Origin of the sequence: Insulibacter thermoxylanivorax, assembly GCF_015472005.1 — a bacterium.
Taxonomy (GTDB): Bacteria; Bacillota; Bacilli; order Paenibacillales; family DA-C8; genus Insulibacter; species Insulibacter thermoxylanivorax.
On record NZ_BMAQ01000030.1, the window covers coordinates 49,362 to 73,634 of the forward strand.

Below are 24,273 nucleotides of genomic sequence, written 5' to 3' on the forward strand. Positions count from 1 at the left end.
TCGGATTGAAAGATTATGAGAAGCATTCAGGTTCCGACTATCGGCCGGAACTTGTGATATCGGCGGGCTCCCTCGATGATGTAGAGAAGTATATCGCCGCGGGGGCAGATGCCGTAACGATCGGGGATATGGCCTTTGCGGAGCGCCTGCCGGGCTCGATGACGGCGGAGGAGATCGCGCAGGCGGTCAGCTTTGCCCATGACCATCAGGCAAAGGTGTATGTCAGTGTGAACAAAATCTTCCACCATGACACCTTATCCGGTCTTCCCGACTATTTGCGCCGTTTAGCGGAATGTGAAGTGGACGCGATCATCTTCGGTGACCCGGCTGTCCTGATCAATGTACAGGAACTTAAGCTGCCCTTGAGGCTGCACTGGTCTGCGGAGATGACGACGACGAACTACCAGACGGCGAATTACTGGTCGGCCAAGGGAGCGAAGCGTTCGATCCTGGCGCGTGAATTGAATATGGAAGAGATCGCGGAATTCAAGCGCCATGCGGATCATGAGGTGCAGATACAGGTGCATGGCATGACGAACATCTACCACTCCAAGCGCAAGCTGGTTCAGCATTATATGGCGCATAAGGGCAAACGCCTCTTGCCGGTGCATGAGGAGGGCAAGATCCTGTATCTGATTGAGGAAGAACGGCCGGATGAGCGCTATCCGATTATCGAGACGGAGAGCGGGACGCATATCATGAGTTCGGAGGATTATTGCATGCTCGAATGCCTCGATGAACTCATGGAGCATCGAATCGATGCTTTCTACATCGAAGCCCTGCTCAAATCCCAGAAGTACAATGAAACCGTCATCCGCATGTACAGGCAAGCCATTGATGCTTATACTGCTGATCCGGAAAACTACGAATTCAAGGAGGAGTGGCTGGATGCGATCCATGAATTGCAGGATCCCGGCCGCGAACTGACCTTTGGCTTTCTGTTCAAACAGCAGGTGTATTAATTAGACATGATGCAGACTACCATGACAAGAAAGGGAGGGTGATCCCGTTGACGATCACACTTAGCCGGGAAGAATTGCTCGGCACAAGACGCCGCAAGCTGGCAGAGCCGGAGCTCCTCGCTCCGGCGGGGAATCTGGAGAAGTTAAAATTCGCGATTCGTTACGGCGCTGATGCGGTATATATCGGCGGTCAGCAGTACGGCTTAAGGTCCAATGCGGACAACTTCTCCTTCCAGCAGATGCGGGAAGGCGTCGCCTATGCGAAGAAACACGGCGCCAAGGTGTTCGTCGCGACGAATATCTTCGCGCATAATGAGGATTTGCCGGGACTGAAAGATTACCTGTCCGAGCTCGACCGCATCGGCATCGATGCGATCATCGTCGCTGACCCGGCGATCATCGAGACGGCGAAACTCGCAGCGCCGAATGTGGAGCTGCACCTCAGCACGCAGCAGTCCACGTTGAACTGGCAGGCGGTGAAGTTCTGGAAGGACGAGGGTGTGCACCGTGTGGTCCTCGGGCGTGAAGCGAGCATGCAGGAGATCGAAACGATCAAGGATCATGTGGATATCGAGATCGAGGTGTTCATCCATGGGGCGATGTGCTCCTCATATTCCGGCCGCTGCGTGTTGTCCAACCATTTTACCGACCGGGATTCCAACCGCGGCGGCTGCTGCCAGTCCTGCCGTTGGAAGTATGATCTCTTCATCTCTGAAGAAGAATTGATGACGGCCTCTTATTCGGATCGGCTGGTCGAGGAGGGGGAGAACCCCTTCACGATGAGTGCCAAAGATCTATGCATGATCGAACATATCCCGGAACTGATCCGCTCAGGGGTCGACAGCTTTAAGATCGAAGGCCGGATGAAGAGCATCCATTATGTTGCTACCGTGGTCAATGCTTACCGTCAAGCAATCGATGCTTATATGCGCGATCCTTACAACTATGAACTCAAACAAGAATGGCTGGATGAGATCGGCAAAGCTGCGAACCGGCCGCTGAATACCGGATTCTTCTTCGATGAACCGGATCATGAGGACCATATCTATACGCCTGAAGAGAAGCCGCAGGCCTATGACTTCGCCGGTTTGGTGCTGGAATATGATGCCGAGAGCGGCTACGCGTTAATCGAGCAGCGCAACCACTTCAAGCCGGGACAGGAAGTGGAGTTCTTCGGTCCGGATCACACGCATTTCAAACAGATCGTCGGCGAGATCTTCGATGAAGAGGGTCAGCCGTTGGATGCTGCCCGCCATCCCCTGCAGCGCATCCGCATGAAGGTAGAGCAGCCGGTGAATCGTTTCGACATCATGCGCAAGAGAATATAGACCTGATCTGCATGAATGAGGTTAGATCGTCTCAATAGTTCTTTTAGTCGGTTAGCGTCTTAGCAAATAAGACGCAGCCGGCTTTTTTATTTGCGGCAGTTCCACGGCAAAAGTCTGGGTGAAATGTGTCAACATTATGAACATTTGACTACATTTCCGATATCGATAGAGGAAATTAGGGAACAATGTCAAATAATATGGGATGTCCGAACTCATTATATTGCTATTATTTTACAACCAGGTAGGTGACATCAACATTGTCAACGCAAAAAAAGCAGTTGTTGTCGAAGTTAAAGTCACACGATACACTGTTCAAAAAGATCCCTGCAAGTTCCAATGAGGATGAAAAGAAGGGAAATGACGGCAAAGACGTAAACAGCGGGCATAGGACGGGGTTCCAGCTCACCGTCGGCAGAAAATTATTCGTGATCATCTTCTGCAGCGTGCTGATTCCCGTGCTTATTGCGGGTTCGATCTCCTTATCCGTGACGAAGCGAATCATCGAGGAGAACTCCAGCCAAGCGGCCTATGAGACGATTCAGCAGACCAGCGAGAAGATCGATGCAACGTTTACGACTTATGAGTTCACAATGAACCAATTCATCACGAATCTCAACCTGCATCAGTATCTCTTCGAAGCAACGGAACGGAACCGTGAAGCCTATGCGAGGTTGAATGCGCAGCGCATGATCAGTGATGCCTTGAATCAGGTTGCTTATGGTTCTGATACGAAGATCAACACCATAGCGATCATCGGTGTGAATCCGGATCATGGGCTTTATAACACCGGTAACACCACGCTTAACTCCGCTGACTTCGATAGAGAAGCGGAATGGTTCCAGCAGATCGTCGAAGCAGACGGTTCGTTATGGTTACATACGAAGATGGGCGGCTATCTCGGCGTTCACCCCGGCAAAGCTTCCTTCGCGGTCGGGAAGATGTTCCGAAGCAGCTATAACCAGCGTTATGTTGTTTTCATAGAGATCGACCAGAGCTTGATCAATGATCTCGTCGATGACATCAAGCTCAGCGATTCTTCGAAGGTGTACATCACCGACGGGCAGAACAAGCTGCTGCACGGCCATGATCTGGCAGTGATCGGTTCAGAGGCCGAACTTCCATTGCCCAGCGAGAATCGGGGCACAGCGGAAGCTGAGAACGGAGAGACCCATATCGTCGTTAAGCATTATTCCGATATGGTAGACTGGTATGTAGTCGGTGCTGCACCGATTGCGGAATTGACCGCTGATACTCAGGTGATCAGCCAAGCGAACACGATCATCATGATCGTCGCGGCAGCCCTTGCTATCCTCCTCAGTATCGTCGTCTCGAGGTCGATGGGCAATCCGCTGCGCAGGCTGCAGCGCTTGATGAACGAAGGTGCGAAGGGAAACCTGAACGTTCGTACGAACTTCAAAAATCGCGATGAGATTGGACAAGTCGGCGAGAGCTTCAACGATATGATGGAGCAGATCAGCCAGCTGGTCAGCCAGACGAACGACTCCGCTGCAGAAGTTCTGAACACCGCGCAAGAGCTGACCGTTGCATCGAAGGATACCGCGCATGCTGCCCGCGAGATCTCGGAGGCGACGGAACAGATCGCTAACGGCGCTTCTACGTTGGCTATGGAAGCAGAGCGCGGCAATGAGCTGGTGATCGACCTGAGCAAACAGCTGGCGCAGGTCGTCGAAGCGAACCGCATGATGAGCGAAGTAGCCGCAGACGTACACCGCGTCAGTGAGCAGGGAACCGGCTACATGGGACAGTTGACGGAGAAGACGCAATCGACGGAAGAGATGACCCGCCGAATGGTGGAGAAGGTAGATCAATTAAAGGAAAGCACGGCTTCCATCCGCAACCTCCTCGTGATGCTGACGCAGATCACGCAGCAGACGAATATTCTCGCGCTTAATGCGTCGATCGAGGCTTCGCGCTCCGGCGCCGCCGGCCGCGGGTTCATGGTCATCGCAGGCGAGATTCGCAAATTGGCGGATGAATCTCGCAAGTCCATCGATGTCGTCGCCGATATGATCGAACATATCCAAACCGGCATCGACGAAACAGTAACCGTCATGCAAGAAGCGTATCCGCTCTTCCAAGAGCAGATCGACGCAGTAATAGATGCCGATAAGATCTTCAACGATGTCAGGGATCGCATGATCGGCCTTGTACAGCAAGCCGATGAGGTGACCGAAGCGATCGAACAGCTGGAGAAGGTACAGCAAGTGCTCTCCGATACGATGGCCAGCGTCAGCGCCGTTTCGGAAGAGTCCTCGGCCATCTCCGAAGAGGTTGCTTCCTCTAGTGCATCGCAGCTCCATACCAGCGAATCGCTTGTGCGCTTGGCTAATAACTTGGAGCAGCTGTCACAGGCATTGTCTGAATCCCTGAAGAAATTTAAGTTTTAAGTGTGATGTAAGCGTGGAAGACTCCCAGGATGTTCATACTATCCGTATGAATATCCAGTAAGGGAGTCTTCTTGTCTATGGTGCAGCGAATACGTCGGATCCTCAATATTCTCATGGCGTTCTTGCTGGGCTTCGCACTGCTCATCTTACAATTGATGTTTCTCCAGCTGTTCCATATAGGGAGATATGTTCCTAAGCGGGCTGATCTAGCAGCTGCTGCCGTGGAGCAGCGCATGCAAGGCGTTGTCTTGGATGAGGGCAGAGGCCGCATCTTGGATCGCTTTGGACGACCGCTGACGGGATTTGTCAGCCTCGCGTTGGCGGTCGAACCGAGGCTTGCCGCCGCATGGTCGAAGCAGCATGTCCAGGAAGCGGAGAACCTGCGAAAACTGCTGGGAATGCACAGGGCGGAGTGGCATGACCTGCTCCAAGAAACCGTGCATATCACCCTGTGGCGGAGGGAGAGACGCCCCGTTGCCCTTACGGCAGAACAAGCAAAGCAAGTGGAGTTTTATGGTCCGCAGGCGGGGATTTATGCGGTGCCCTATGTCAGGCGTTATGTAGAACCGTTCTATGCCTCACAGCTGATCGGCTATCTCTCCCAGCATCCATCCCGAGCCAGGGAGATTTATGGCGACGAGATTGCAGCAGGCGTGCTGCGCGAGGATCTCAAGATCGGTGCGAGCGGGCTGGAACGCAGCTTCGAACATGTCCTAAGAAGCAGAGGGACGGCGCGTCTCGGCATCTTCACCGACGCTCGAAACCGCCCCCTTGCAGGGCTGAATCTCCGCATCGTCAATACGAATTCCCGCTTCTATCCGGTGCGAATTGTCACGACCTTGGATTTGGAATTGCAGGCGCGGATTGAGCAGCTGCTGGACGAGCGGGGAGTGAAGCGCGCCTCTGTCGTTCTCCTGGACCCCTCGACTGCCGATGTGCTGGTCATGGCGAACCGGCCAAGCTTTCACCCGGAGCAGATCGATCTGGAGGCGGGGTACTGGGAGAACGCCTCCCTTAAGCAGCAGATCCCCGGATCGATCTTCAAGATCGCGGTCGCGGCGGCGGCTTTGGAATATGGGGTGGTCAGCCCCCATGAGCGCTTCACCTGTCTGGGGGAGTATGGGAAGTATGGATTCTCCTGCTGGAAACGCGGCGGACACGGGAAATTGACCTTGCAGGAAGCCTTTGCCCAGTCCTGCAACATCGCCTTCGCTGACATCGCAAAGCGGTTGACGCCGGAGAGAATCCGGACGGCTGCCGAACGCTTGGGTCTTGGAAGAAGGATCGGCTGGGAAGGGAAGGTGCGCGGTTATGCAGGTTTGTTCCGACAATTTGACGGGGAGGAGCCGGGGCAGTTCTTCGCAGCTTCCCCCATTGATGAAGGCGTCCTGATCCAAAGTGCCATCGGCCAGCGGGATGTGCGTCTTACGCCGCTGCAGGCTGCGAATATGATCGTCACCCTGCTGCAGGGCGGACGCTTGAGTTCGCCGCGTATCGTGCGCGAGGTGCGGTTTAACGACGGCTCGCTGATGATGAGCTTCTCCATCCAGCGCGCCGGTTCGCCCCCGCTGTCGAAGCGCACGGCGAAGGCGCTGCTGGCAATGATGCAGGAAACGGTACACACAGGCACTGCGCGGATGCTGGCTGGTCACGCCTGGAGCCTTGCCGGCAAGACAGGGACGGCGGAGCTGGGGCGGCAGGAGCAGGGCGTCCATCATTGGTTCGTCGGTTATGGTCCCGTTCACGCACCGAAGGTTGCCGCGGCGGTGGTTGTCTATGATCAGCCTGCCGCAAGCCGCAATGAAGCCGCCGCTCTCTTCGCTGAAGTGATGAATATCGTACGGGAACATGGATGACAGAGGATCATTGAGAGGAGGCCGCAAGCGCCGCGTTTGCACCGGGTGTGTGAACACGATATAATTTCTGCATATGGAAGGATTATGGATGGGATCGGTTGGAATAAGGACGGATTTGCGCAGGAATAGAGAGAATAGGAGAGGAGCAGCGACCAATGAACTTCCAAACAGCGAAGGTGATCGTGTTTGATCTGGACGGAACACTGTATGAGGACACCCATCATTTTGACTACTATGCCAAGTTAATCGAGCAGCTGTTGCCGCCTGATCAGCAGTCGCTCTTCGCGGCGCAGTATCGTGCTGCCCTGGATAACCAGCATGCGGTGAAGATCGGACGCGTCTATGATGCGATCCGCGACCTCTTGCTGGTGCAGGTGGACGGCGAAGTGCTTGAAGCCTATCATTGGGACGGTACGCCGCTTAGTGAAGACTCGATCGCGGAGTTATATCCCGAGCCGATTACCCTGGATCTAACGGATATGGTCAGCATCGGCGACCAATGGTGGATTCCCCCTGTGATCGCCAGGCATATGGGGATCCCGCCGCAGCTTACTTATGAACAATTTGAAGAGGTCCGCCGCTGGATGATGGGACCGGATTTTATCATGCAGCCCGTGCCGGGATTAGCTGAGGAACTGACGCGGCTGTCGCGTCAGAGGAAACTGGTCCTGCTCACGAACAGCCCGCAGCCCGACGGAGAAGCAATCCTTGGGAAATTGGGCCTATCCGAGGTGTTTGATCTTAAGATATTCATGGGAATGAAACCGATGGAATCGCAGGATCATTTCCGACGACTCGCGGAGCGTTACGATTGTTCTTATGATGAGATGATCAGCATCGGCGATAATTGGCTGAATGATATCTATGAACCCCGTCAGCTGGGCTGCAAGACGATCTTTATCGATTGGTTCGGAACCGGCAGAGAAGATGATGCTGATGCTGTAGTCGGCAGCATGCGGGAAGCACTGGAGATCTTGAAAACGTTGCAGTGACAAGGCAGTGAACACAGCAGGAACGGATCAACAGAGGAGATCTGCTGCTCATAACGGGAAGAAGGAGTGTGGATCAGATGACCAATCCTGAGCACAACCTTGAGGAGCTTAACCGCGAGACGAGGCGTCTGCAATATGTTACGGACAGGATTCGCGAGCAGTTAACGCAGGTGGAGGCCTTGGTGCATGCACGGCGGCAGGATACAGAAGAGATTAAGCGCAACTTCTGGGACAACATTACGGTGAACTTAACGAATGAAACCGAAACGATCGAGACCTATACCAGTATTCAGCAGGAAGCACGCGTGCTTGCTGAACAAGAACGAAGTGAACGTGAGGCGGAACGGCAGCTGGCGACGTTAACACGATTAGCCGATTCGCCTTATTTTGGGCGTGTGGATTTTCGAGAAGACGGGCAGGGAGAGGCGGAGCCGATCTACATCGGTCTGGCTTCCTTGGTGGAGAATGACGGAGAAACTTTCTTGATCTACGACTGGCGGGCGCCGATCTCCAGTCTGTTTTACGATCATGCCCCGGGCAAAGCGGGTTATGAAACGCCCGAGGGCGAGATCAGCGGCGAGATGACGCTTAAGCGCCAATACGTCATCAAGAACGGCAAGCTTATCAACATGTTCGATACCGATGTGACGATCGGCGACTCCTTGCTGCAGCAAGCGCTGTCACAGGGGGCAAGCGCGCAGATGAAGAGCATCGTCGCTACGATCCAGCGGGAGCAGAACCGCGTCATCCGTGACGAGAAGCATCGCTTGCTGATCGTGCAGGGTGCGGCCGGCAGCGGCAAGACCTCCGCAGCACTGCAGCGGGTGGCCTATCTGCTCTATCGTTACCGCGGCTCGCTCACCGCGGATCAGATCGTGCTGTTCTCGCCGAACCCGCTGTTTAACAGCTATATCAGCCACGTACTGCCCGAGCTTGGAGAAGCGAATATGAGGCAGTCCACCTTCCAGGAATATCTGCAGCGCAGGCTGCGCATGTTCCGCCTGGACATCGAGGATCTCTATGAACAAACGGAATACGTCCTGGCGGAGCGGGAGGATCCTTATCATGCCGTGCGCTTGCAAGCGATAAAATACAAGGCTTCGCCGGATTTCTTTGCCCTGATCAACCGTTATGTGCGCTTATTGGAGAAGAAGGGGATGAAGTTCCGTGATATCCGCTTCCGCGGCCGCGTGCTCATCTCAGGGGATGAGATGGAAGAGGTCTTCTACAGCGATGAATTGCGGCGCTACAAGCTTCATGAACGGATCGATGAGTGGAAGAAGCGGATCGCCCTGCGCCTGCAAGAGCTGGAGAAGGTGGAGCGCCGCAGGAAGTGGGTGTCAGAAGCGATCAACCTGCTCGACGATGAAGCATATCGTCTGGCCTATGAGAAACTGCGGGAAACGGGCCGCTTCAAAGGCGATACCTTCGATGATGAACGAAGGGAGCAGGCCTACCTGCGCAAGATGGTCGTTGAAGAGCACTTCGCTCCGCTGCGCAAGAGATTGAGAAAAGGGCTGTATATCGACTATCTCACGATCTACCGGAACCTGTTCTTGGATGAGGAACTGCTCCGCGAATTGATGCACGGCGAAGGAAACGGGGACGAGCAGGGTCAAGATCCAAGCCAAGGACGGGGAAGCGGGGCGCTGCCTGAGGGCTGGGAGAAGTTCGATGAACTGTTCCAACGCGCGCTGACGGATAAGAAACTGCTCTATGAGGATGCGACCCCGCTGCTCTATCTGAAGGAATCCATCGATGGTTTCACGGAGCATGATAACAGCGTGCGCCATGTGCTCGTTGATGAAGCGCAGGATTATTCGCCGTTCCAATTCGCCGTGCTGCGCAGGTTGTTCCCGCGGGCGCGAATGACGGTGCTCGGCGACCTGAATCAGGCGATCTATATGCAGACCGCAGAGATCAACGGTTTCGAGGAACTGGCGGAATTGTTCGCAGCAGGGGATCGGGAGCAGGTTGCGACGATTCGCTTGCTGCGCAGCTATCGCTCGACAAAGCAGATCGTTGAACTCTCAAAACGTCTGCTGCCGGAAGCGCGGGAGGTTGAACCCTTCCACCGCGACGGACCGAAGCCTTCATTGGTCTCCGTGAAGGACGGGGATGATGCGTGTCGCTTTGCCGTGGACTGGGCGGCAGGTCAGCTGCGGGCAGGCCGCAGCAACGTTGGCATCCTCACGTATACGGCTAAGGAAGCGGCGGAGGTCAGCAAGCAGCTGCAGGATCAGCTTGAGGCTCGTCTCATCACCACGGAGACCACCCAGCTGGAATCCGGCGTCTCGGTCTTGCCCGCCTACTTAGCGAAGGGGATCGAGTTCGATGCCGTGCTGATCTGGGATGCTTCGAAGTATCGCGAAGCCGACCGCAAACTGCTGTATACGGCATTTACCCGTGCGATGCATGAACTGGCCGTTATGTACAGACAAGGAGATCCCGGCTTGCTGCAACCCTTGCTGGAAGAGCCGGCCGCGTCGATGGCATAACTCAGCGATCGCTTAGCTGTACGAGATCATGCATAGCCGATAGGCGCCGATCTGCAGCTTGGTCCGCACCGTCTGAACGCAGCGAATCGGCCGAAGTGGTTCTTCGAGAGGGTGAAGTACGGCGGTATCCTGTGCGATATCGGCAGTCACCAGATCGAACAATTCCTCTTCTACAGCGGTGCGAAGGATGCCCGGGTGCTACACAGCAAGGTCGCGAACTATCACCATCCTGAGTACCCGGAACTGGAAGACTTCGGGGATGCTTCGCTGATTGCCGATAACGGAGCGACTAATTATTTTCGGGTGGATTGGTTCACGAATGACCCAGGAGCATGCCTTCAAGGCGGCAGAACTCTGTCTTAAGGCGCAGGAGACGGCGGTCCGCATCCACCAGCCGGACGACCTGAACGGCTCCCGGTATGAAGCGCGGATGCCCGGCGTAAGGATCGGTTCCCAAGATCGAGGTTGAGCCTTCCGTTGACAGCGCCCCCTTCATCATGTTCCGCTTCCCCTGCGCAGCTCTCCTTATGCTATAATGGGAAAGACGGTTTGAGACATCGATCACAGCGGGACGGCTGCAGAACGCACCCGTCCCTGCGAACAGCGGAACTTTGGTACGCTATTTTGAGGAAAATTGTGATTTGCTCAAGCTAACGGAACAGGGATCCGTTATTTGCTGATTTTGATCGACGCATAGGCGCAACAAGCAGAAATAAGGTACTGAGGTTCCGTTAGCCAGAGAAAATGTTCTTTTTGGCGGAAATAAGGAATCTGAGTTCCGCTACACTTAGGCCCCAAAGGAACATGCCTAAAGAAAGCAGCGATTCCGGCCCGATCGGCTTCTACCCGGAACCGATGGGGATCCAGTAAGATCAGCGGCAGGCACGTTCCTGAAGGGAACATACAGGAAGGGGTGTATGCGCAGTGGGGCAGGCTAAGACGAAGACACCTTATGAATTAATCGGCGGTGAAGAAACCTTGCAGAAGCTGGTTGATGCCTTCTATCCGAAGGTGTACAGCGATCCGCGGCTGGCTCCGCTCTTCCAAGGGGATATGGAACTGATCAAGGAGAAGCAGCGGTTGTTCCTGACACAGTTCCTTGGGGGTCCGCCGCTTTACTCGGACAGGTATGGGCATCCGATGATGCGTGCGCGGCATCTGCCTTTCGAGATCACGCCGAGCCGCGCGGAGGCATGGCTGGACTGCATGCGGCAGGCGATGGATGAGATTGGGCTCACGGGGCTGATCCGAGATTATTTCTACGAGAGATTGAAACTGACAGCTTATCATATGGTGAACACCGATGAACCGGGCAGCTGAAGAAGCTGCTCGTTTTTTGTGCTTTGTCAACGGCAGGAGCAAGATTTGTATAAGAATGCAGGGAAAATATTGACACGGTAGACAGTGAAGGCTAATATACGGATAGATTGTGAATTGGTGGCATATTTTTGTTACGTCTAAATGGCATAAGCCGCATTGATGCTGGCTGGTATCAATGCGGCTATTTTTGGGCTGTGTGTTCGGACGGATCACTGAAATCCGCATGTTCTGTCTTCACTGACGGGCTGCAGCGATCTCGAAGAACAGGTTCTGCTTCAGCAGGTTCTCGATCGCTTTCTGATCGGTATGCTGATCGTCGGCGTATATGCCGTAAGCGAACATCAGCTTGACGAGAGCCGCTTCCACAGAGATCCCGCCTAGCGGCTGGATGCCGTAATCGATGAATACGTGAGAGGAAGCATACAAACTTCCTTCTTGCCTGTTCATGGGTGCGGCATAGAGATGGATTCCTGCCTCCCGGCATTCGGAAGCGAAGCGCTCCAAGGAATCCTCCGGCGAAGCAAAGCGAACGCCCGTTGTACCGGAATGGTACAGGTCGATCAGCACGGCATGAGGTTTGCGCTCCATATCGCGCACCTTCAGGTAAGAATAGCGGAATCCCGGATAGGGCGTCAGATAGAGGATGTCCCCGAAGGAAGCGCCTGCTGGCAGCTCCAGGGACTGCCGCTGCTCGAAGCGCCGCAATTGCGCGGGCTCCGGGTTGTAAGGGGAAGGATGGAGGCGCAGCCGCCCTTCCTCGATCTCTCCGAAGGGTTCATCGTGTATGCTGACGATTCGGTCGGTGAAGGGCTGCGACTGACGGATTCGCGTCCCCAGGTGAACAAGTGTACGCTTGCGATCCTCGAACACGACGAAGACGCCGGGCAGGGGATCGTGGAGGATCATGGCGATACATGCAGCGAAATTGCGCACCCCTTCTGAACGGGGATCGTCCAGCGGGTAATTGCTGGCTGTGATCAGGATGGGAATTGGACTGTCGGCGAAGGAGTAACTGATCGCCGCGGCCGAATAGGCCAATGTATCGGAGCCGTGAGTGATGACGATACCGTCATAGCCGGCTGGTCCGCTCTCGTCAACAGCCCGGCGCAGCCGGGTCCAATCCTGCGGCAACAGGTTCTCGCTCAGGAGGGTAAAGGGCTGGATCACGGTGAATTCCGCTTGCTTCCCGTATTCCTCCTCGTATCTGCGCAGCAGTTCATAGCCGAATGCTGCATCCACATCGATGGCTGTACCTTGACTGCGGCTGCCGATTGTGCCGCCGGTCATCACTACTAAAACTTTCTTCATAGACTAGATTCCTCTTTCTTATGCAATAATTGAAACTTCACATGCTGCTTCCACGTAATATGTTACATTAGATGGAAGTCGTAGACAAACGTGCGAGGTGAACGTGTTTCATGGAAACCGTATATTGGATTTTGTTCGCTGCTGGAGTCCTCTTGGCGATTATTACGATCTTGTTCGGTGACGTTTTTGAGTTTGCAGGCGGCGGAGCTCCCTATTTATCGCCTACAGTGATCGCAGCATTTATTACGGTTTTTGGCGGAACCGGTGCCTTTCTTACGATTGCCGGCGATTTGCCGCCAATGCTGACAGCGCTCATCTCACTAGTTATCGCGCTGACTCTCACCTCGGTTATCTTATTTGCAGTTATCATTCCATTGTACCGCGCTCAGACGTCGGCTGCCTTCTCCAGCAAGGAGATGGTAGGTAAGATGGCTGAAGTGATCACGCCGATCGAACCGGGCATGAAGGGTGAGATCATCTATGAGCAGGGAGGATCGCGGCTTAGTGCCCCAGCCAAGACGATGCAGGATACGCGCATTGAACAGGGGGAATCCGTCTGGATCATGGATGTGATCGGCGGCACGTTCATCGTGGAGAAGGCAGGGAAATAAAGGTGTTCACCGCTGGCAGCACGTGCAGCATAACCTGCTTGTCTGCAGACGGTTGATCCAATACATCCATGCATATTCTATCAATAGGAACGAGGAGGATGAAAGCATATGGGCACGGTTGCTATTGTCGGAATAATCGCAGTGCTCGTACTGTTAGTCGTCGTATTTGCCACGCGGTACCGAACCGTGCGGGCGGATGAAGCGATGATCATCACCGGGGCGATGACCCGGAACGGGATGAAGATCGTGAAGGCGGGCGGCGCTTTCGTATTCCCGATTATCCAGAGCGCCGAGACGCTGTCGCTGCAAGTCCACACGCTCGAGATCAAAACGCCTGAAGTCTATACAGAGCAAGGGGTTCCTGTGATGGCGGACGGCGTGGCGCAGGTGAAGATCAAGGGCGATATCGAGTCGATCGCAACGGCTGCAGAACAATTCCTGGGCAAAAAAGAAGAAGAACTGCGGGATATCGCTACGCAGACGCTGGAAGGACATCTGCGGGCGATCCTCGGTCAGATGACCGTTGAGGATCTGTACCGCAACCGCGATGAATTCGCGAAGCGTGTGCAGGAAGTAGCAGCCAGCGATCTGAACAAGATGGGTCTGCAGATCGTCTCCTTTACGATCAAGGATGTGCGCGATAAGAACGGCTATCTGGACGCTCTTGGCCAGCCGCGGATCGCGCAGGTGAAGCGGGATGCGGAGATCGCCAAGGCAGAGGCGCTGAGGGACGAGCAGATCGCGAAGGCCAAGGCCCTCGAAGAAGGCAAAAAGGCCGAGTTCCAAGCGGAAACGAATATCGCTGAAGCGCAAAAAGAGATGGAAGTCAGAAAGTCTGAATTCAAGAAGGAACAGGATTTGCGCCGCGCAGAAGCGGATCAGGCTTACAAACTGCAAGAGGCCAAGATCCTGCAAGAAGTAAAGCGCGAAGAGATGCAGATCGCGGTCGTCGAGCGGGAGAAGCAGATTGAGCTGGAGATGAAGGAGATCGAACGCCGCGAGAAGGAGCTCGAAGCAACGGTCCGCAAGCAGGCGGAGGCAGAACGCTACGCCATGGAGCAGCGGGCTGAAGCGGAGCGCTATATGATTGAAGCAACAGCACGGGCTGAAGCAGAACAGATCCGACTAGCCGGTCAGGCTAATGCGGATAAACAGCGGGCAGAAGGTGCGGCGGAAGCAGAGGTCATCCGCATGAAAGGTCTGGCGGAAGCGGAAGCGAAGAACAAGATCGCGGAAGCGATGAAGAAGTACGGCGAAGCGGCCATTGCGGAGATGATCGTCAGCCAGTTCCCGGAGATCGCACGCGCTATCTCGGAGCCGCTGGCGAAGACGGAGAAGATCGTCGTGATCGACAACGGTTCCGAATCCGGCGGAGGGGCTGCCAAGGTGACGAGTTATGTAACGGATATCTTGGCGAAGCTGCCTGAGACCGTGGATTCCTTGACGGGCGTTGATCTGACGAAGCTGTTGGAACGCTTGGCAGGAAGCCAAGGTGCGGCGAAGAAGCAGGCTGAGAAGAAACAGCAGGCCGAGGAGGAGGCTGCGGCATCAGCTGAGCTGCCTTCATCAAAATCTGAATCGGACAATTAATTAAACAGCAACAAAAAATACTTGGCACGCGGTATGTGCCAAGTATTTTTTACGTCCGGCAAGGGATGGATGTTAGTAACTTGTTGTATCGGTGCAGGTCGGGTGCAGGTTGTACAAAGGCTGCATGACAGGGCGCGTCAGGGCAGGGACCGCTCGGCCCTGACGAAGGCGATGAAACGTTTGGCCTCTTCTGGAGTCAGTTCTTTGCCATCCACTGTCAAGGTGAACTTCTCAAAGATCTTCTCATCGGAGAGTTCCAGGCTTTGGGTGAACATCTCCACATGTTCCGCTGACAATGGATTCGGATCATCTGTACGGCCGATGAGATAATCTACCGTTACCTGAAAGTGATCTGCTATTTTGTTCAGGACTTCATAATCCGGAACTCTTCTATTCTTCTCGTAGTGAGACAACGAAGCCCGTTTGATCCCGAGGATCTTGGCTAACTCTTCTTGCGTAAGACCGTGTTTCTCTCGAAGTTCAGCAATCCTCTCACCATAAGTTTTCATAATACCCTCCATTGTCGTAATTCTTAAAGCGCTGAAAATACGACAAAACAAAAATACTTGGCAAGATACAAAACATATCATAAATTAGGTACATAATCAGAGGGATACAAAACGTATCGAAGGTTCATTCTAGCGGGGGTAAGTCTTCCGATGCAAATCTTCCAAAATTATCTATATGTCAGTCTATCCCATTTATGAGCAGGGTAAACCTCACACGAGTAAAGCGAAGGAGCGTCCCTATATCGAGAAGGTCGTCCGGCATGTCGCCAATATCGAAGCGCATTACCTCGACCTGCCGGATCGGACGCCTTCAACACCGCCTTGGCTGATGCATTGGCGAAGTTCACATTCGATGATCATCAAAATAAATGAAAATATGGTGAACCTGCGCTACCTTAATTCTAGTTGTACGTATATATTAGATAATGACTTTCAATCAGGTTGATAGGATAGGAAAGAAATGCGGCGGTCCGCCTTGTGTTCCAGCGGAATCAACAGCGAATCGCCGCTTGCAGATCGCGGAAGAGCACGGATTGTCAGTGGGTGCAGGCCGGTCGAAGATGCGGGCGAAAGCAACAAAACAGCCTCACGGATGGATCCGCGAGACTGACAGAAATTACAAGTTCATAGAATGTTGAAATCATCTAATATTTTTGGTAGAATAACGAATACTACATGAAAGCTCGAAATATCTTTAATATTATCACAGCCGAATCCGGGTTGTCAATAATGTTTTTACAATGCCGCATATTTGCGAATCCTACTGTTAAAGGGGTGCCGTTATGAGCGTTCCAACCAAAGATGATGCTATGGTGACCAAGCCGAGATCTTCTTCGGAACTATCCATCGAGCAGGTGATGAAGCAGCTGGAGGAAGAAGGGAAGAAGAACTCCTCACTGCTGTACAAAGACATCATGGATCGACTGGCTCCTTACGACGTCAGTCCAGAGCAGCTGGATGAATTCTTGGAGAAACTCTCTGAGATGGAGATCACCGTCGTCGAAGAAGATGACTTGGAGATGGATGACAGCGATTCGGATGGGTTAGCGGTTCATGACTACATCGGATCGGGCGATACGGCAACCAGCGATTCCGTCCGGATGTATCTGAAGGAGATTGGGCGCGTGGAACTGCTCTCCGCTGAGGAAGAAGTGGAGTTGGCTAAGCGGATCGAACAAGGGGATAAGGAAGCGAAACGAAGACTCGCCGAAGCGAATCTTCGGCTTGTTGTGAGTATCGCTCGCAAATATGCTGGCAGAGGGTTGATGTTCCTGGATTTGATCCAGGAAGGCAATATGGGTCTGATGAAGGCTGTGGAGAAATTTGATTACCGCAAAGGGTTCAAATTCAGCACTTACGCCACTTGGTGGATCCGGCAAGCGATCTCCCGTGCTATCGCGGATCAAGCAAGGACGATTCGCATCCCCGTTCATATGGTCGAGACGATTAACAAATACATCCGCATCTCCAGACAGCTCCATCAGGAGATGGGGCGTGAGCCGACACCGGATGAGATCGCGAAGGAGATGGGGCTGACGACGGAGAAGGTGCGCGAGATCATGAAGATCGCGCAGGAACCGATCTCTCTTGAGACGCCTGTCGGCGAGGAGAATGACTCCAGTCTCGGCGATTTTATCGAGGATCATGATGTGCTGGCACCGGCCGATGCGGCATCGTATGAGATGCTCAAGGAGCAGATCAGCGAAGTGCTGGATACCTTAACCGAACGCGAGGAAAGCGTCCTGCGGCTCCGATTTGGCCTTGATGACGGCCGATCCCGCACCCTTGAAGAGGTGGGCAAGGTGTTCGGCGTTACCCGCGAACGCATTCGTCAGATTGAGGCGAAGGCGCTGCGCAAGCTGCGGCACCCGAGCCGGAGCAAACAGCTCAAGGATTTTATGGAATAAGATTTTTGGGTTTAGGAATCATAAAATTTTAATCAACTATCATCATATCTGCTAATAAGAGAAGCTGCGCTATTCCAAAGCGCAGCTTCTCTTATTAGCGAATATGGATGTGTTGGAAATATCGCATAACGCATGCGTTACAAAAGCGGTTGGTCCAGGGCATATAATTGCCGGTAACGTTCATGCTGCTGCAGCAGCTGTTCGTGCGAGCCTTGCATCGTGATCTTGCCGCCGTCGAGGAAGATGATCTGGTCCATCTGTTCCATCCCCGTGAGATGGTGGGTGATCCAGATCAAGGTGCGGCCTTGCAGATTCTGAAACAGCGTCGTTAGCAGCCGCTGTTCGGTAATCGGATCCAGGCCGACGGTCGGCTCATCCAAGAGAACGATGGGGCGGTTCTGCAGCAGCACGCGGGCAAGGGAGATGCGCTGCCGTTCGCCGCCGGAGAAGCGGCTGCCGGTTTCCCGCACCGGCGTCTCCAGCCCCTTAGGCAGCGAGGCGATCAGTTCGCCGAGGCCTGCCCGCTCTGCTACGGCCATGACCTCTTCATCGGAGGCATTCTGGCGGCCGAGGCGAATGTTGTTGGCGATGGTCGTATCAAACAGGTAGGGCTGCTGGTTCATCACGGAGAACAAACCGGCTTCCCTTGCTGCCTGCGCCTCCACGCCTGCGATGCTGATCCTGCCTTCCTGCGGCGCGAGTTCCCCCTGAATCAGTTTGAATAGCGTGGACTTCCCGGCTCCGCTGCGTCCGATCAAGGCGATCTTCTCGCCGGTCTGGACCTTCAGATGAATATCTCTGACGCTCCATCCTTCTGATCCCGGATAGCGATACCCGACGCCGTCGAGGTGGATGAAGGCATCGGATGGGCCGTCCTTGATGTTGATGCTGGGTATTGAAGCGGGCGCTGCAACGGATGCATCAGCTGATGCCTCAGCTGATGCATCAGCTGGCGCTGCTGGAGAATTAACCCCAGTGGTCGTTTCTGTCTTCGCCTCCATCTCAGCCGTGCCGGCCGCTTCTACTTCCTGCAGCCGCCGGGTCGAGACGCGATAGTCCGGGGAGGCGATGACCGCCTGACCGGCTCTGACCATCGCTTCGATCAAAGGGAAGGTTACGAAGGTGTAGGCGGCGATCCATTCCGGTGCGAACTGTCCGCTGGTGCTCATCGAACCTGCCCACACCGCCATCAAGAGGACGGCTCCTCCGCCGATACACTGCATGATCCACTCCGCCCGCCATTCCTTCCGCCGGTTGCGGCGGTCCAGATCAGCCATAGCTGCTTGCCGCTGTGCCAGTCTCTCCAGCAGATGGTTCGTCCTGCCGCTTAAGAGCCAGTCGTTCATCCCGAAGATGGAATCCGCTGTCTCCTGATAGAGCAGGCTGCGTTCCTTAAGATGCTTCTTCCGGATGACCCGCGAGGCGAGCAGCGTGACCACGGGCACCGTGATCAGCAAGAAGCCGCAGTACAAGGCGATAAGAACAGCGAAAGCCGCATCCATATAGCCTAGGATCAACACTCCCGCAGCGTAGACCAGCACGGCTGCGGTGTAGGGCAGGGCCAGGCGGAGGTAGACATTCTGCAATTGCTCGATATCTTCAGCTAACAGGCCCAGGATATCCCCCGTACGATAGCGGGAACGGATGTGCACCGCCTGCGGTTCCAGGGCGCGGTACAACCTGACGCGCATGGCGGACAGGATGCGCAGCACCATATCATGGCTGATCAGCCGCTCTACATAGTGAATGACCGCCCGGCCGAAGCCGAAGGTGCGGACGAGCACGATCGGGACATAGACCATCAAGACGTTGTAAGGCTGGAGGGCGGAACGAGAGATCAGATACCCCGAAGTGAACAAGAGGGCAGCGCCGCAGGCGACGGCCAGCGTCGCGATCAGCGATACGGCGAGGAAACGGACAGCCTGCTTCCGTACATAGGGCCGGATCCAGCCGCGGGTTGCCGTTGGTTGTTGTACTTCTTCTTTCATCTCCTGCCACCTCCAGCCGCATGTGCTTCTAATAATGCGTAATAGACACCTTTCCGTTGGATCAATTCCTCATGGGTCCCCTGTTCGACCAGCCGCCCGTTCTCCAGGACGAGGACCCAGTCCATCTCCTTCATCCAGTGCAGCCGATGAGTAGCCAGGAACACTCGGCGCCCCTCCATGATCGGCAGCATCGTCTGCTTCAGCTCCCATTCCGTTTCGATATCGAGATGAGCCGTCGGTTCATCCAGCAGCAGCACGTCCCGCTTCCCGATCAGCGCTCTTGCCAGCGCTATGCGCTGCGCCTGACCGCCGCTTAAGCTTCGGCCGCCCTCGCCGATCGGTTCATGGATCCCAGCGGGCAAGCTTTGCACCAATTCCGCCAAACCAACATCGGCAAGCACCTGTTCGATCTGTTCTTCGCTGGCTTCAGGCTCATAGAAACGGATGTTATCAGCTAAGGAAGCGCTGAAGACATAGGGATGCTGCGGGATATAGGCTGAGCGGAGCTGCCATGCGGCCCGCATCTCATCGGTCAAGGGCCGGTCACCGATCTGGATCTTGCCGGCATCCGGCTGCAATTGTCCGCTTAAGATATGGAGGAGAGTGGTCTTGCCTGCACCGCTGGCGCCGACGATGCCGACTTTGCGCTTCGAACCGTCAAGATGAATGGAGATCTCCGTCAACCTTGCCTGTTCGGAGTCCTCACTTTCCACGCATAGACCCTCTAATATGATTGGATCGTTCAACGCATCGAGCTCCGGCGGCGCCTCAAGGGCGTCAAGCTTCATCAGGGATTGGTCCTCTTCGAGAATCTCCCGGATTGTTTGCCAAGCCTCCTTGCCGTCCAAGGAAGCATGATAATCGGAGCCGAGGTTGCGCACCGGCTGATAGTAGTCCGGCGCCAGCAAGAGAACGGCAAGCGCCGGCAGCAAGTCGATATTCCCGTCGATGAGCCGAAGACCCAAGCCAACGGCAACGAAGGCGACGGATAAGGTGCTGAAGAAATCCAGCGCGAAGGAAGAGAGAAAGGCGACGCGCAGGGTGCGCATCGTCGCCCGGCGGAAGCGGTCGCTGACTTGCTGTACAGAACCGGCGAAATCCCGGCTGCGTCCGAGCAGGCGCAGCGTCTCCAAACCGCGCAGCACATCCGTGAAGTGTCTTGCCAGCACCTGATAGGATTTATACTGCCTGTCGGCGAACCGCCGTGCAGCATAGCCGAGCAGGATGAAGAAAGCGATCAGAACCGGCAAGGTGAAGGTCAAGATCAAACCGGAGATGAAATCCAGTACATAAACGGTGATCAGAATAGGCAGCGTGACGAACACCATGTCGATCATGCGCGGCACGAAGAGCTCCAAATAAGTACGGAAGCGGATGACCCCATCGATGAGGAGGGTGATGAGCTGTCCGCTGCCGCGGGAGGCCGCATAGCGCGGTCCTAATTCAAGGAGCTTGCGCATTAGTTCCGATTGCAGCGATGTGCTCGTCTGTTCCGCGTATCTGCCCGAGATGATCTTACTGAGCCAGATGCTCGTAAAGCGAACGAGATAGGCGCCCAGGAATAACAGAAGAGGCGGAATCGCCTCTTGCCAAGTCCCGCCTCGAAACATGAGGACGACGCTCGAAGCCAGCCACCAGGCTTGAGCGATCGTCGCCGCTGCCTGCAGCAACGAGAGAATCGTAAGCAGCAGGACGGAGCGGCGTATATTTTTGAGAGTAAACAGTGTTCTATCCATTCATTAATACTCCAAGTGATCTTTGGTAGAGACGCGTTTGCTGAAAACGTAGTAACTCCAGATCTGATACCCCAGGACGAAAGGCAGCAGACAGACGGCTACGATCGTCATCGCCTTGAGGGTATATGGGTTCGAGGCGGCATTCATCACCGTTAGATTGAAGCTTTCATCGATGGTGCTGATCATCACATTCGGGAACAGACCGACGAACATCGATGCGACCATGAGGATGATCGTGGCACCGGACATGCCGAAGGCGAGGCCTTCTTTGCCCTTGCGAAGAGCAGCATACGTCAAGGCTACCGCAACGACGCCTAAAGCCACGATGATCATGGACAGGGTGAAGCGAGCTTGGAACAGATCCGTAGCATATGCCGTCCAGATCACCAGTACCAGAAGCAGCACTGCTTGGACAGGCACCCATCTGGTTGCCATGGTTCTTGCGCGTGTTCGCAGATCATCGGTCGTTCTAAGGCTGATGAAGATCAGACCGTGCAGGAAACAAAGGCCCGTGATCGTGATTCCGCCCCATACGGAATAACCGTTGATAATGTCGAAGAATCCTGCGCTCATGTGCATATTATGGTCGATCGGCACGCCTTTTATCATGCTGGTGAACATGATGCCGAACAGAAGCGGCGGGAATAAGCTGCCGATGAAGATCGCGATATCCCATACGTTCTGCCATCTTGGGTTATCCACCTTGCTGCGGAATTCAAAAGCGACGCCGCGCGCAATGAGGGCAAGCAGGATAAAGGTCAGCACCAGATAATATCCGCTGAATAAGGTCGAATACCAGTGCGGAAACGCTGCGAACATCGCACCTGCTGCCGTGATCAGCCAGACTTCATTGGCATCCCAGAAAGGACCGATCGTGTTGATCAGCACTCTGCGCTCGAGATTCCCTTTCGCCAAGGTGCGGGTCGCCATCCCGACACCGAAGTCAAAGCCCTCTAGGAAGAAGAACCCCGTGAACAGAACGGCGATTAACAGGAACCAAAGATCATTGAGTGACAACTTGACCGCCTCCTACTGCTTGATATGGATCGATCTCCGCCTCTTCCTCTGTATGCGTCGGCAGGTTCGGACCTTTGCGGGCTGTCCGGACGAAGAGATAGATCAGGACGAACAGAAGCACCAGATAGATCAGGGTGAAGGCGATCAGCGAGAAGAGAACCTCATTCGCCGTCACATTCGGTGATACGGAATCCTCTACCGTCAACAGCCCGAATACCGTCCAAGGCTGGCGTCCGATCTCAGTCATGATCCAGCCGGCGGTGTTCGCGATGAACGGCAGGAAGATACCGACGATCATTGCGCGCTTAAACCAGCCTTGCATCTTGTCCCATTGCTTGCGCAGGGCGAGATAGGAACCGTACAGCGCGAGAAGGATCATCAGCATGCCGCAGCCGACCATGATCCGGAAGCTCCAGAAGGTCGTTCGTACCGGCGGAATGTAGTTGCCTTCACCGTAAGCTTCTTCATATTCCGCTTGCAGCTCGTTCATGCCTTTGACAGATCCGGAAAACTTGCTGTAAGACAGGAAGCTCAGCAGATAAGGGATCTGAATCTCGAAGCTGTTCTGTTTGGTCTCTGGATCAATAATTGCGAATACCGTCCATGGCGCCGGGTCCGGGCTGGTCTCCCACAGTCCTTCAGCAGCAGCCATCTTCATCGGCTGTGTCTTCACCAGGTACTGGGATTGACCGTGGCCGAAGTAAGCGATCAATACCGATGAGATCAGAGCAGTGATAACGGCAAGTTTGAACGAAGATCGGAAGAACTCGACATTCTGTTTGCGCAACAGTTTCCAAGCACTGATCCCAGCGACAAGGAATGCACCGGTAGCGATCGATGCCGAGATCGTATGCGGGAACTCCCACAGGAGCTGACCGTTGGTGAGCAGTGCTCCCAGGTCATTCATCTCCGCACGGCCGTTGTTGATCACGAAACCGACCGGACGCTGCATGAAGGAGTTCGCTGCCAGGATCCAAAGGGCAGACAGCATTGTACCGATCGAGACAAGCCAGATACATGCGAGATGCACCTTCTTGGGCAGACGATTCCATCCGAAGATCCACAGGCCGATGAAGGTCGACTCTAAGAAAAAGGCGAGCAATGCTTCAATCGCCAGTGGAGCGCCGAAGACGTCTCCGACGAAGCGTGAGAACTCTGACCAGTTCATGCCGAATTGGAACTCTTGCAAGATCCCGGTCACAATCCCCACCGCAAAGTTAATCAGCAGGAAAGTCCCCCAGAACTTCGCCATCTCTTTGTATTTCTCATCATTCTTGACGACATATACAGTTTGCATAATCGCGACCAGCAGCGAAAGGCCGATCGAGATCGGGACGAAGATGAAGTGGAAGATCGTCGTCGAAGCAAACTGCAGACGTGCTAAATCCAATACATCCATGCCTTCTCTCCCTTTCAAGGATATTTGTTTGTCTCTCCTGAGACTTTAATCATTTTGTGAACAGATTGTTGTGAAAAAAGTCACATCCACAGAGGTCAAAAATAGACGAAAGCGTGAAACAGATCACATTAATGTTTCTGCTTATAGTATAGGACGGCTTTTGCGTGAATTGTCGGCGTGAACGTGGCAATTCCGTGACCCCGAGATGACATTTATGTGAAGGTATTTTTATCATGCGAGGATCCCCGCAGGGGATGGACGAGAACATGGTACGGGAGGGAAAAGCTCCCTCTTATAATGGGCAGTGAATCAGGAGGAGAATCAGGAGGAGATTCAGGACGCGATACAAAAAAGGGAATAAGGAAGTGATACAATAAAGGGAATAAGGGAAGTGGAATTTCCGTTATTTTGTAAAATAGGCCGAATTCGCAGAAATAAGGTCAATCAGATTTCCGCTATTTCAAAAAAAGTGGGCGGATTCGTATGTTTTTGTGGTGATTAGGGGATATAAGGGAAATTTGGCTTCCGCTATTTTGGTGAAATCCATGATTTTATTAAACCTAAATTTCGAAAGTAACATGCTCTAAAAACATGAAAAGTGCCCCGAATCTTTGGTAGAATGGTGTTTACCTACAACATCACCCACAAAGAGAGGAGCACCCTTAAGGTGAAGTCTAACACAACCTATTAGCCTATAACCTCTATGAGCGATTCAAACAGGACTGCTGCGAACCCGTCCACCAGGGGTATACGATTGCGCGTTTTCGTTTAGAGTTCTTTCACGTTGCCGCAACGATTATTCAGCATAGCCGCCGAGTGATTCTGAAGTTGATGAAAGACTTTA

17 protein-coding genes and 2 pseudogenes are annotated in these 24,273 nt (G+C 54.1%); 12 read left to right on the forward strand and 7 right to left on the reverse strand.

Annotation, left to right across the window (positions count from 1 at the left end; translation table 11 throughout):
- Positions 1–5 precede the first annotated feature (5 nt).
- From PRECH8_RS10945 to PRECH8_RS10975, 7 genes and pseudogenes are all read left to right on the forward strand, one after another.
- Positions 6–962, forward strand: coding sequence for a peptidase U32 family protein (locus PRECH8_RS10945; protein ID WP_242457549.1), 957 nt, complete (start codon positions 6–8; stop codon positions 960–962).
- Positions 963–1,009: 47 nt separating this feature from the next.
- A complete protein-coding gene (locus PRECH8_RS10950) occupies positions 1,010–2,290 on the forward strand; it encodes a peptidase U32 family protein (protein WP_200967137.1) in 1,281 nt (426 codons plus the stop codon).
- A 257-nt stretch (positions 2,291–2,547) separates the two neighbouring features.
- Positions 2,548–4,698 carry a methyl-accepting chemotaxis protein gene (locus tag PRECH8_RS10955; RefSeq protein WP_200967138.1) on the forward strand — a complete coding sequence of 717 codons (2,151 nt, stop codon included), beginning with the start codon at positions 2,548–2,550 and terminating at the stop codon, positions 4,696–4,698.
- 77 nt (positions 4,699–4,775) lie between these two features.
- The gene (locus PRECH8_RS10960) at positions 4,776–6,554 is read left to right on the forward strand and encodes a peptidoglycan D,D-transpeptidase FtsI family protein (protein ID WP_200967139.1); all 1,779 of its coding nucleotides are present in this window, start codon (positions 4,776–4,778) and stop codon (positions 6,552–6,554) included.
- Between the two features lie 155 nt (positions 6,555–6,709).
- The gene (locus tag PRECH8_RS10965; protein WP_200967140.1) at positions 6,710–7,546 is read left to right on the forward strand and encodes an HAD family hydrolase; all 837 of its coding nucleotides are present in this window, start codon (positions 6,710–6,712) and stop codon (positions 7,544–7,546) included.
- Between the two features lie 77 nt (positions 7,547–7,623).
- On the forward strand, positions 7,624–10,044 hold the full coding sequence (gene helD / locus PRECH8_RS10970; protein ID WP_200967141.1) for an RNA polymerase recycling motor HelD: 2,421 nt from the start codon (positions 7,624–7,626) through the stop codon (positions 10,042–10,044).
- Between the two features lie 60 nt (positions 10,045–10,104).
- Positions 10,105–10,401, forward strand: a pseudogene (locus tag PRECH8_RS10975) (Gfo/Idh/MocA family protein); the annotation flags it as partial.
- Here PRECH8_RS10975 and PRECH8_RS14800 read toward each other — a convergent pair.
- Positions 10,358–10,543 (reverse strand): hypothetical protein, encoded by a 186-nt coding sequence (locus tag PRECH8_RS14800; protein WP_371871208.1) that lies wholly within the window; start codon positions 10,541–10,543, stop codon positions 10,358–10,360. The pseudogene PRECH8_RS10975 and the gene PRECH8_RS14800 overlap by 44 nt on opposite strands.
- Positions 10,544–10,968: 425 nt before the next feature.
- Between PRECH8_RS14800 and PRECH8_RS10980 the strand changes: the two genes are divergently transcribed.
- Entirely contained in the window at positions 10,969–11,364 is a 396-nt protein-coding gene (locus tag PRECH8_RS10980) for a globin domain-containing protein (protein WP_200967142.1), read from the forward strand.
- A gap of 234 nt (positions 11,365–11,598) precedes the next feature.
- Here PRECH8_RS10980 and PRECH8_RS10985 read toward each other — a convergent pair whose 3' ends face one another.
- Complete coding sequence (locus tag PRECH8_RS10985; RefSeq protein ID WP_200967143.1) at positions 11,599–12,672, reverse strand: asparaginase; 1,074 nt, start codon at positions 12,670–12,672, stop codon at positions 11,599–11,601.
- 110 nt (positions 12,673–12,782) lie between these two features.
- Here PRECH8_RS10985 and PRECH8_RS10990 point away from each other — a divergent pair, with 110 nt between their 5' ends.
- Both PRECH8_RS10990 and PRECH8_RS10995 read left to right on the forward strand, forming a co-directional pair.
- The gene (locus PRECH8_RS10990) at positions 12,783–13,283 is read left to right on the forward strand and encodes an NfeD family protein (protein WP_200967144.1); all 501 of its coding nucleotides are present in this window, start codon (positions 12,783–12,785) and stop codon (positions 13,281–13,283) included.
- A gap of 108 nt (positions 13,284–13,391) precedes the next feature.
- Positions 13,392–14,873 (forward strand): flotillin family protein, encoded by a 1,482-nt coding sequence (locus tag PRECH8_RS10995; protein WP_200967145.1) that lies wholly within the window; start codon positions 13,392–13,394, stop codon positions 14,871–14,873.
- 137 nt (positions 14,874–15,010) lie between these two features.
- Here the strand turns inward: PRECH8_RS10995 and PRECH8_RS11000 are convergent, their stop codons facing one another.
- Positions 15,011–15,382 carry a helix-turn-helix domain-containing protein gene (locus tag PRECH8_RS11000; RefSeq protein ID WP_200967146.1) on the reverse strand — a complete coding sequence of 124 codons (372 nt, stop codon included), beginning with the start codon at positions 15,380–15,382 and terminating at the stop codon, positions 15,011–15,013.
- Positions 15,383–16,191: 809 nt separating this feature from the next.
- Here PRECH8_RS11000 and rpoD point away from each other — a divergent pair.
- A complete protein-coding gene (gene rpoD / locus PRECH8_RS11005; protein WP_200967162.1) occupies positions 16,192–17,289 on the forward strand; it encodes an RNA polymerase sigma factor RpoD in 1,098 nt (365 codons plus the stop codon).
- A 137-nt stretch (positions 17,290–17,426) separates the two neighbouring features.
- Here the strand turns inward: rpoD and cydC are convergent, their stop codons facing one another.
- From cydC to PRECH8_RS11025, 4 genes are read right to left on the reverse strand one after another with little or no spacing between them, the layout of a single operon-like run.
- On the reverse strand, positions 17,427–19,277 hold the full coding sequence (cydC, locus tag PRECH8_RS11010) for a thiol reductant ABC exporter subunit CydC (protein WP_200967147.1): 1,851 nt from the start codon (positions 19,275–19,277) through the stop codon (positions 17,427–17,429).
- A complete protein-coding gene (cydD, locus tag PRECH8_RS11015; RefSeq protein WP_200967148.1) occupies positions 19,274–21,013 on the reverse strand; it encodes a thiol reductant ABC exporter subunit CydD in 1,740 nt (579 codons plus the stop codon). The genes cydC and cydD overlap by 4 nt, the downstream gene beginning before the upstream one ends.
- Positions 21,014–21,016: 3 nt before the next feature.
- Positions 21,017–22,030, reverse strand: coding sequence for a cytochrome d ubiquinol oxidase subunit II (gene cydB, locus PRECH8_RS11020; RefSeq protein WP_200967149.1), 1,014 nt, complete (start codon positions 22,028–22,030; stop codon positions 21,017–21,019).
- Positions 22,017–23,429 (reverse strand): cytochrome ubiquinol oxidase subunit I, encoded by a 1,413-nt coding sequence (locus tag PRECH8_RS11025; RefSeq protein WP_200967150.1) that lies wholly within the window; start codon positions 23,427–23,429, stop codon positions 22,017–22,019. The genes cydB and PRECH8_RS11025 overlap by 14 nt, the downstream gene beginning before the upstream one ends.
- 684 nt (positions 23,430–24,113) lie before the next feature.
- Between PRECH8_RS11025 and PRECH8_RS14720 the strand changes: the two are divergent.
- Positions 24,114–24,273, forward strand: a pseudogene (locus PRECH8_RS14720) (IS1380 family transposase); the annotation flags it as partial.

What these genes read in the sequence shown, in the direction of transcription:
- rpoD (WP_200967162.1), top strand. Translation starts at nt 16,192, where the DNA reads ATGGTGACCAAGCCGAGATCTTCTTCGGAACTATCCATCGAGCAGGTG.
- PRECH8_RS14800 (WP_371871208.1), bottom strand. Translation starts at nt 10,543, where the DNA reads ATGATGAAGGGGGCGCTGTCAACGGAAGGCTCAACCTCGATCTTGGGA.
- PRECH8_RS10995 (WP_200967145.1), top strand. Translation starts at nt 13,392, where the DNA reads ATGGGCACGGTTGCTATTGTCGGAATAATCGCAGTGCTCGTACTGTTA.
- PRECH8_RS10990 (WP_200967144.1), top strand. Translation starts at nt 12,783, where the DNA reads ATGGAAACCGTATATTGGATTTTGTTCGCTGCTGGAGTCCTCTTGGCG.
- PRECH8_RS11000 (WP_200967146.1), bottom strand. Translation starts at nt 15,382, where the DNA reads ATGAAAACTTATGGTGAGAGGATTGCTGAACTTCGAGAGAAACACGGT.
- PRECH8_RS10965 (WP_200967140.1), top strand. Translation starts at nt 6,710, where the DNA reads ATGAACTTCCAAACAGCGAAGGTGATCGTGTTTGATCTGGACGGAACA.
- cydC (WP_200967147.1), bottom strand. Translation starts at nt 19,277, where the DNA reads ATGAAAGAAGAAGTACAACAACCAACGGCAACCCGCGGCTGGATCCGG.
- PRECH8_RS10985 (WP_200967143.1), bottom strand. Translation starts at nt 12,672, where the DNA reads ATGAAGAAAGTTTTAGTAGTGATGACCGGCGGCACAATCGGCAGCCGC.
- helD (WP_200967141.1), top strand. Translation starts at nt 7,624, where the DNA reads ATGACCAATCCTGAGCACAACCTTGAGGAGCTTAACCGCGAGACGAGG.
- cydD (WP_200967148.1), bottom strand. Translation starts at nt 21,013, where the DNA reads ATGGATAGAACACTGTTTACTCTCAAAAATATACGCCGCTCCGTCCTG.
- PRECH8_RS11025 (WP_200967150.1), bottom strand. Translation starts at nt 23,429, where the DNA reads ATGGATGTATTGGATTTAGCACGTCTGCAGTTTGCTTCGACGACGATC.
- PRECH8_RS10960 (WP_200967139.1), top strand. Translation starts at nt 4,776, where the DNA reads ATGGTGCAGCGAATACGTCGGATCCTCAATATTCTCATGGCGTTCTTG.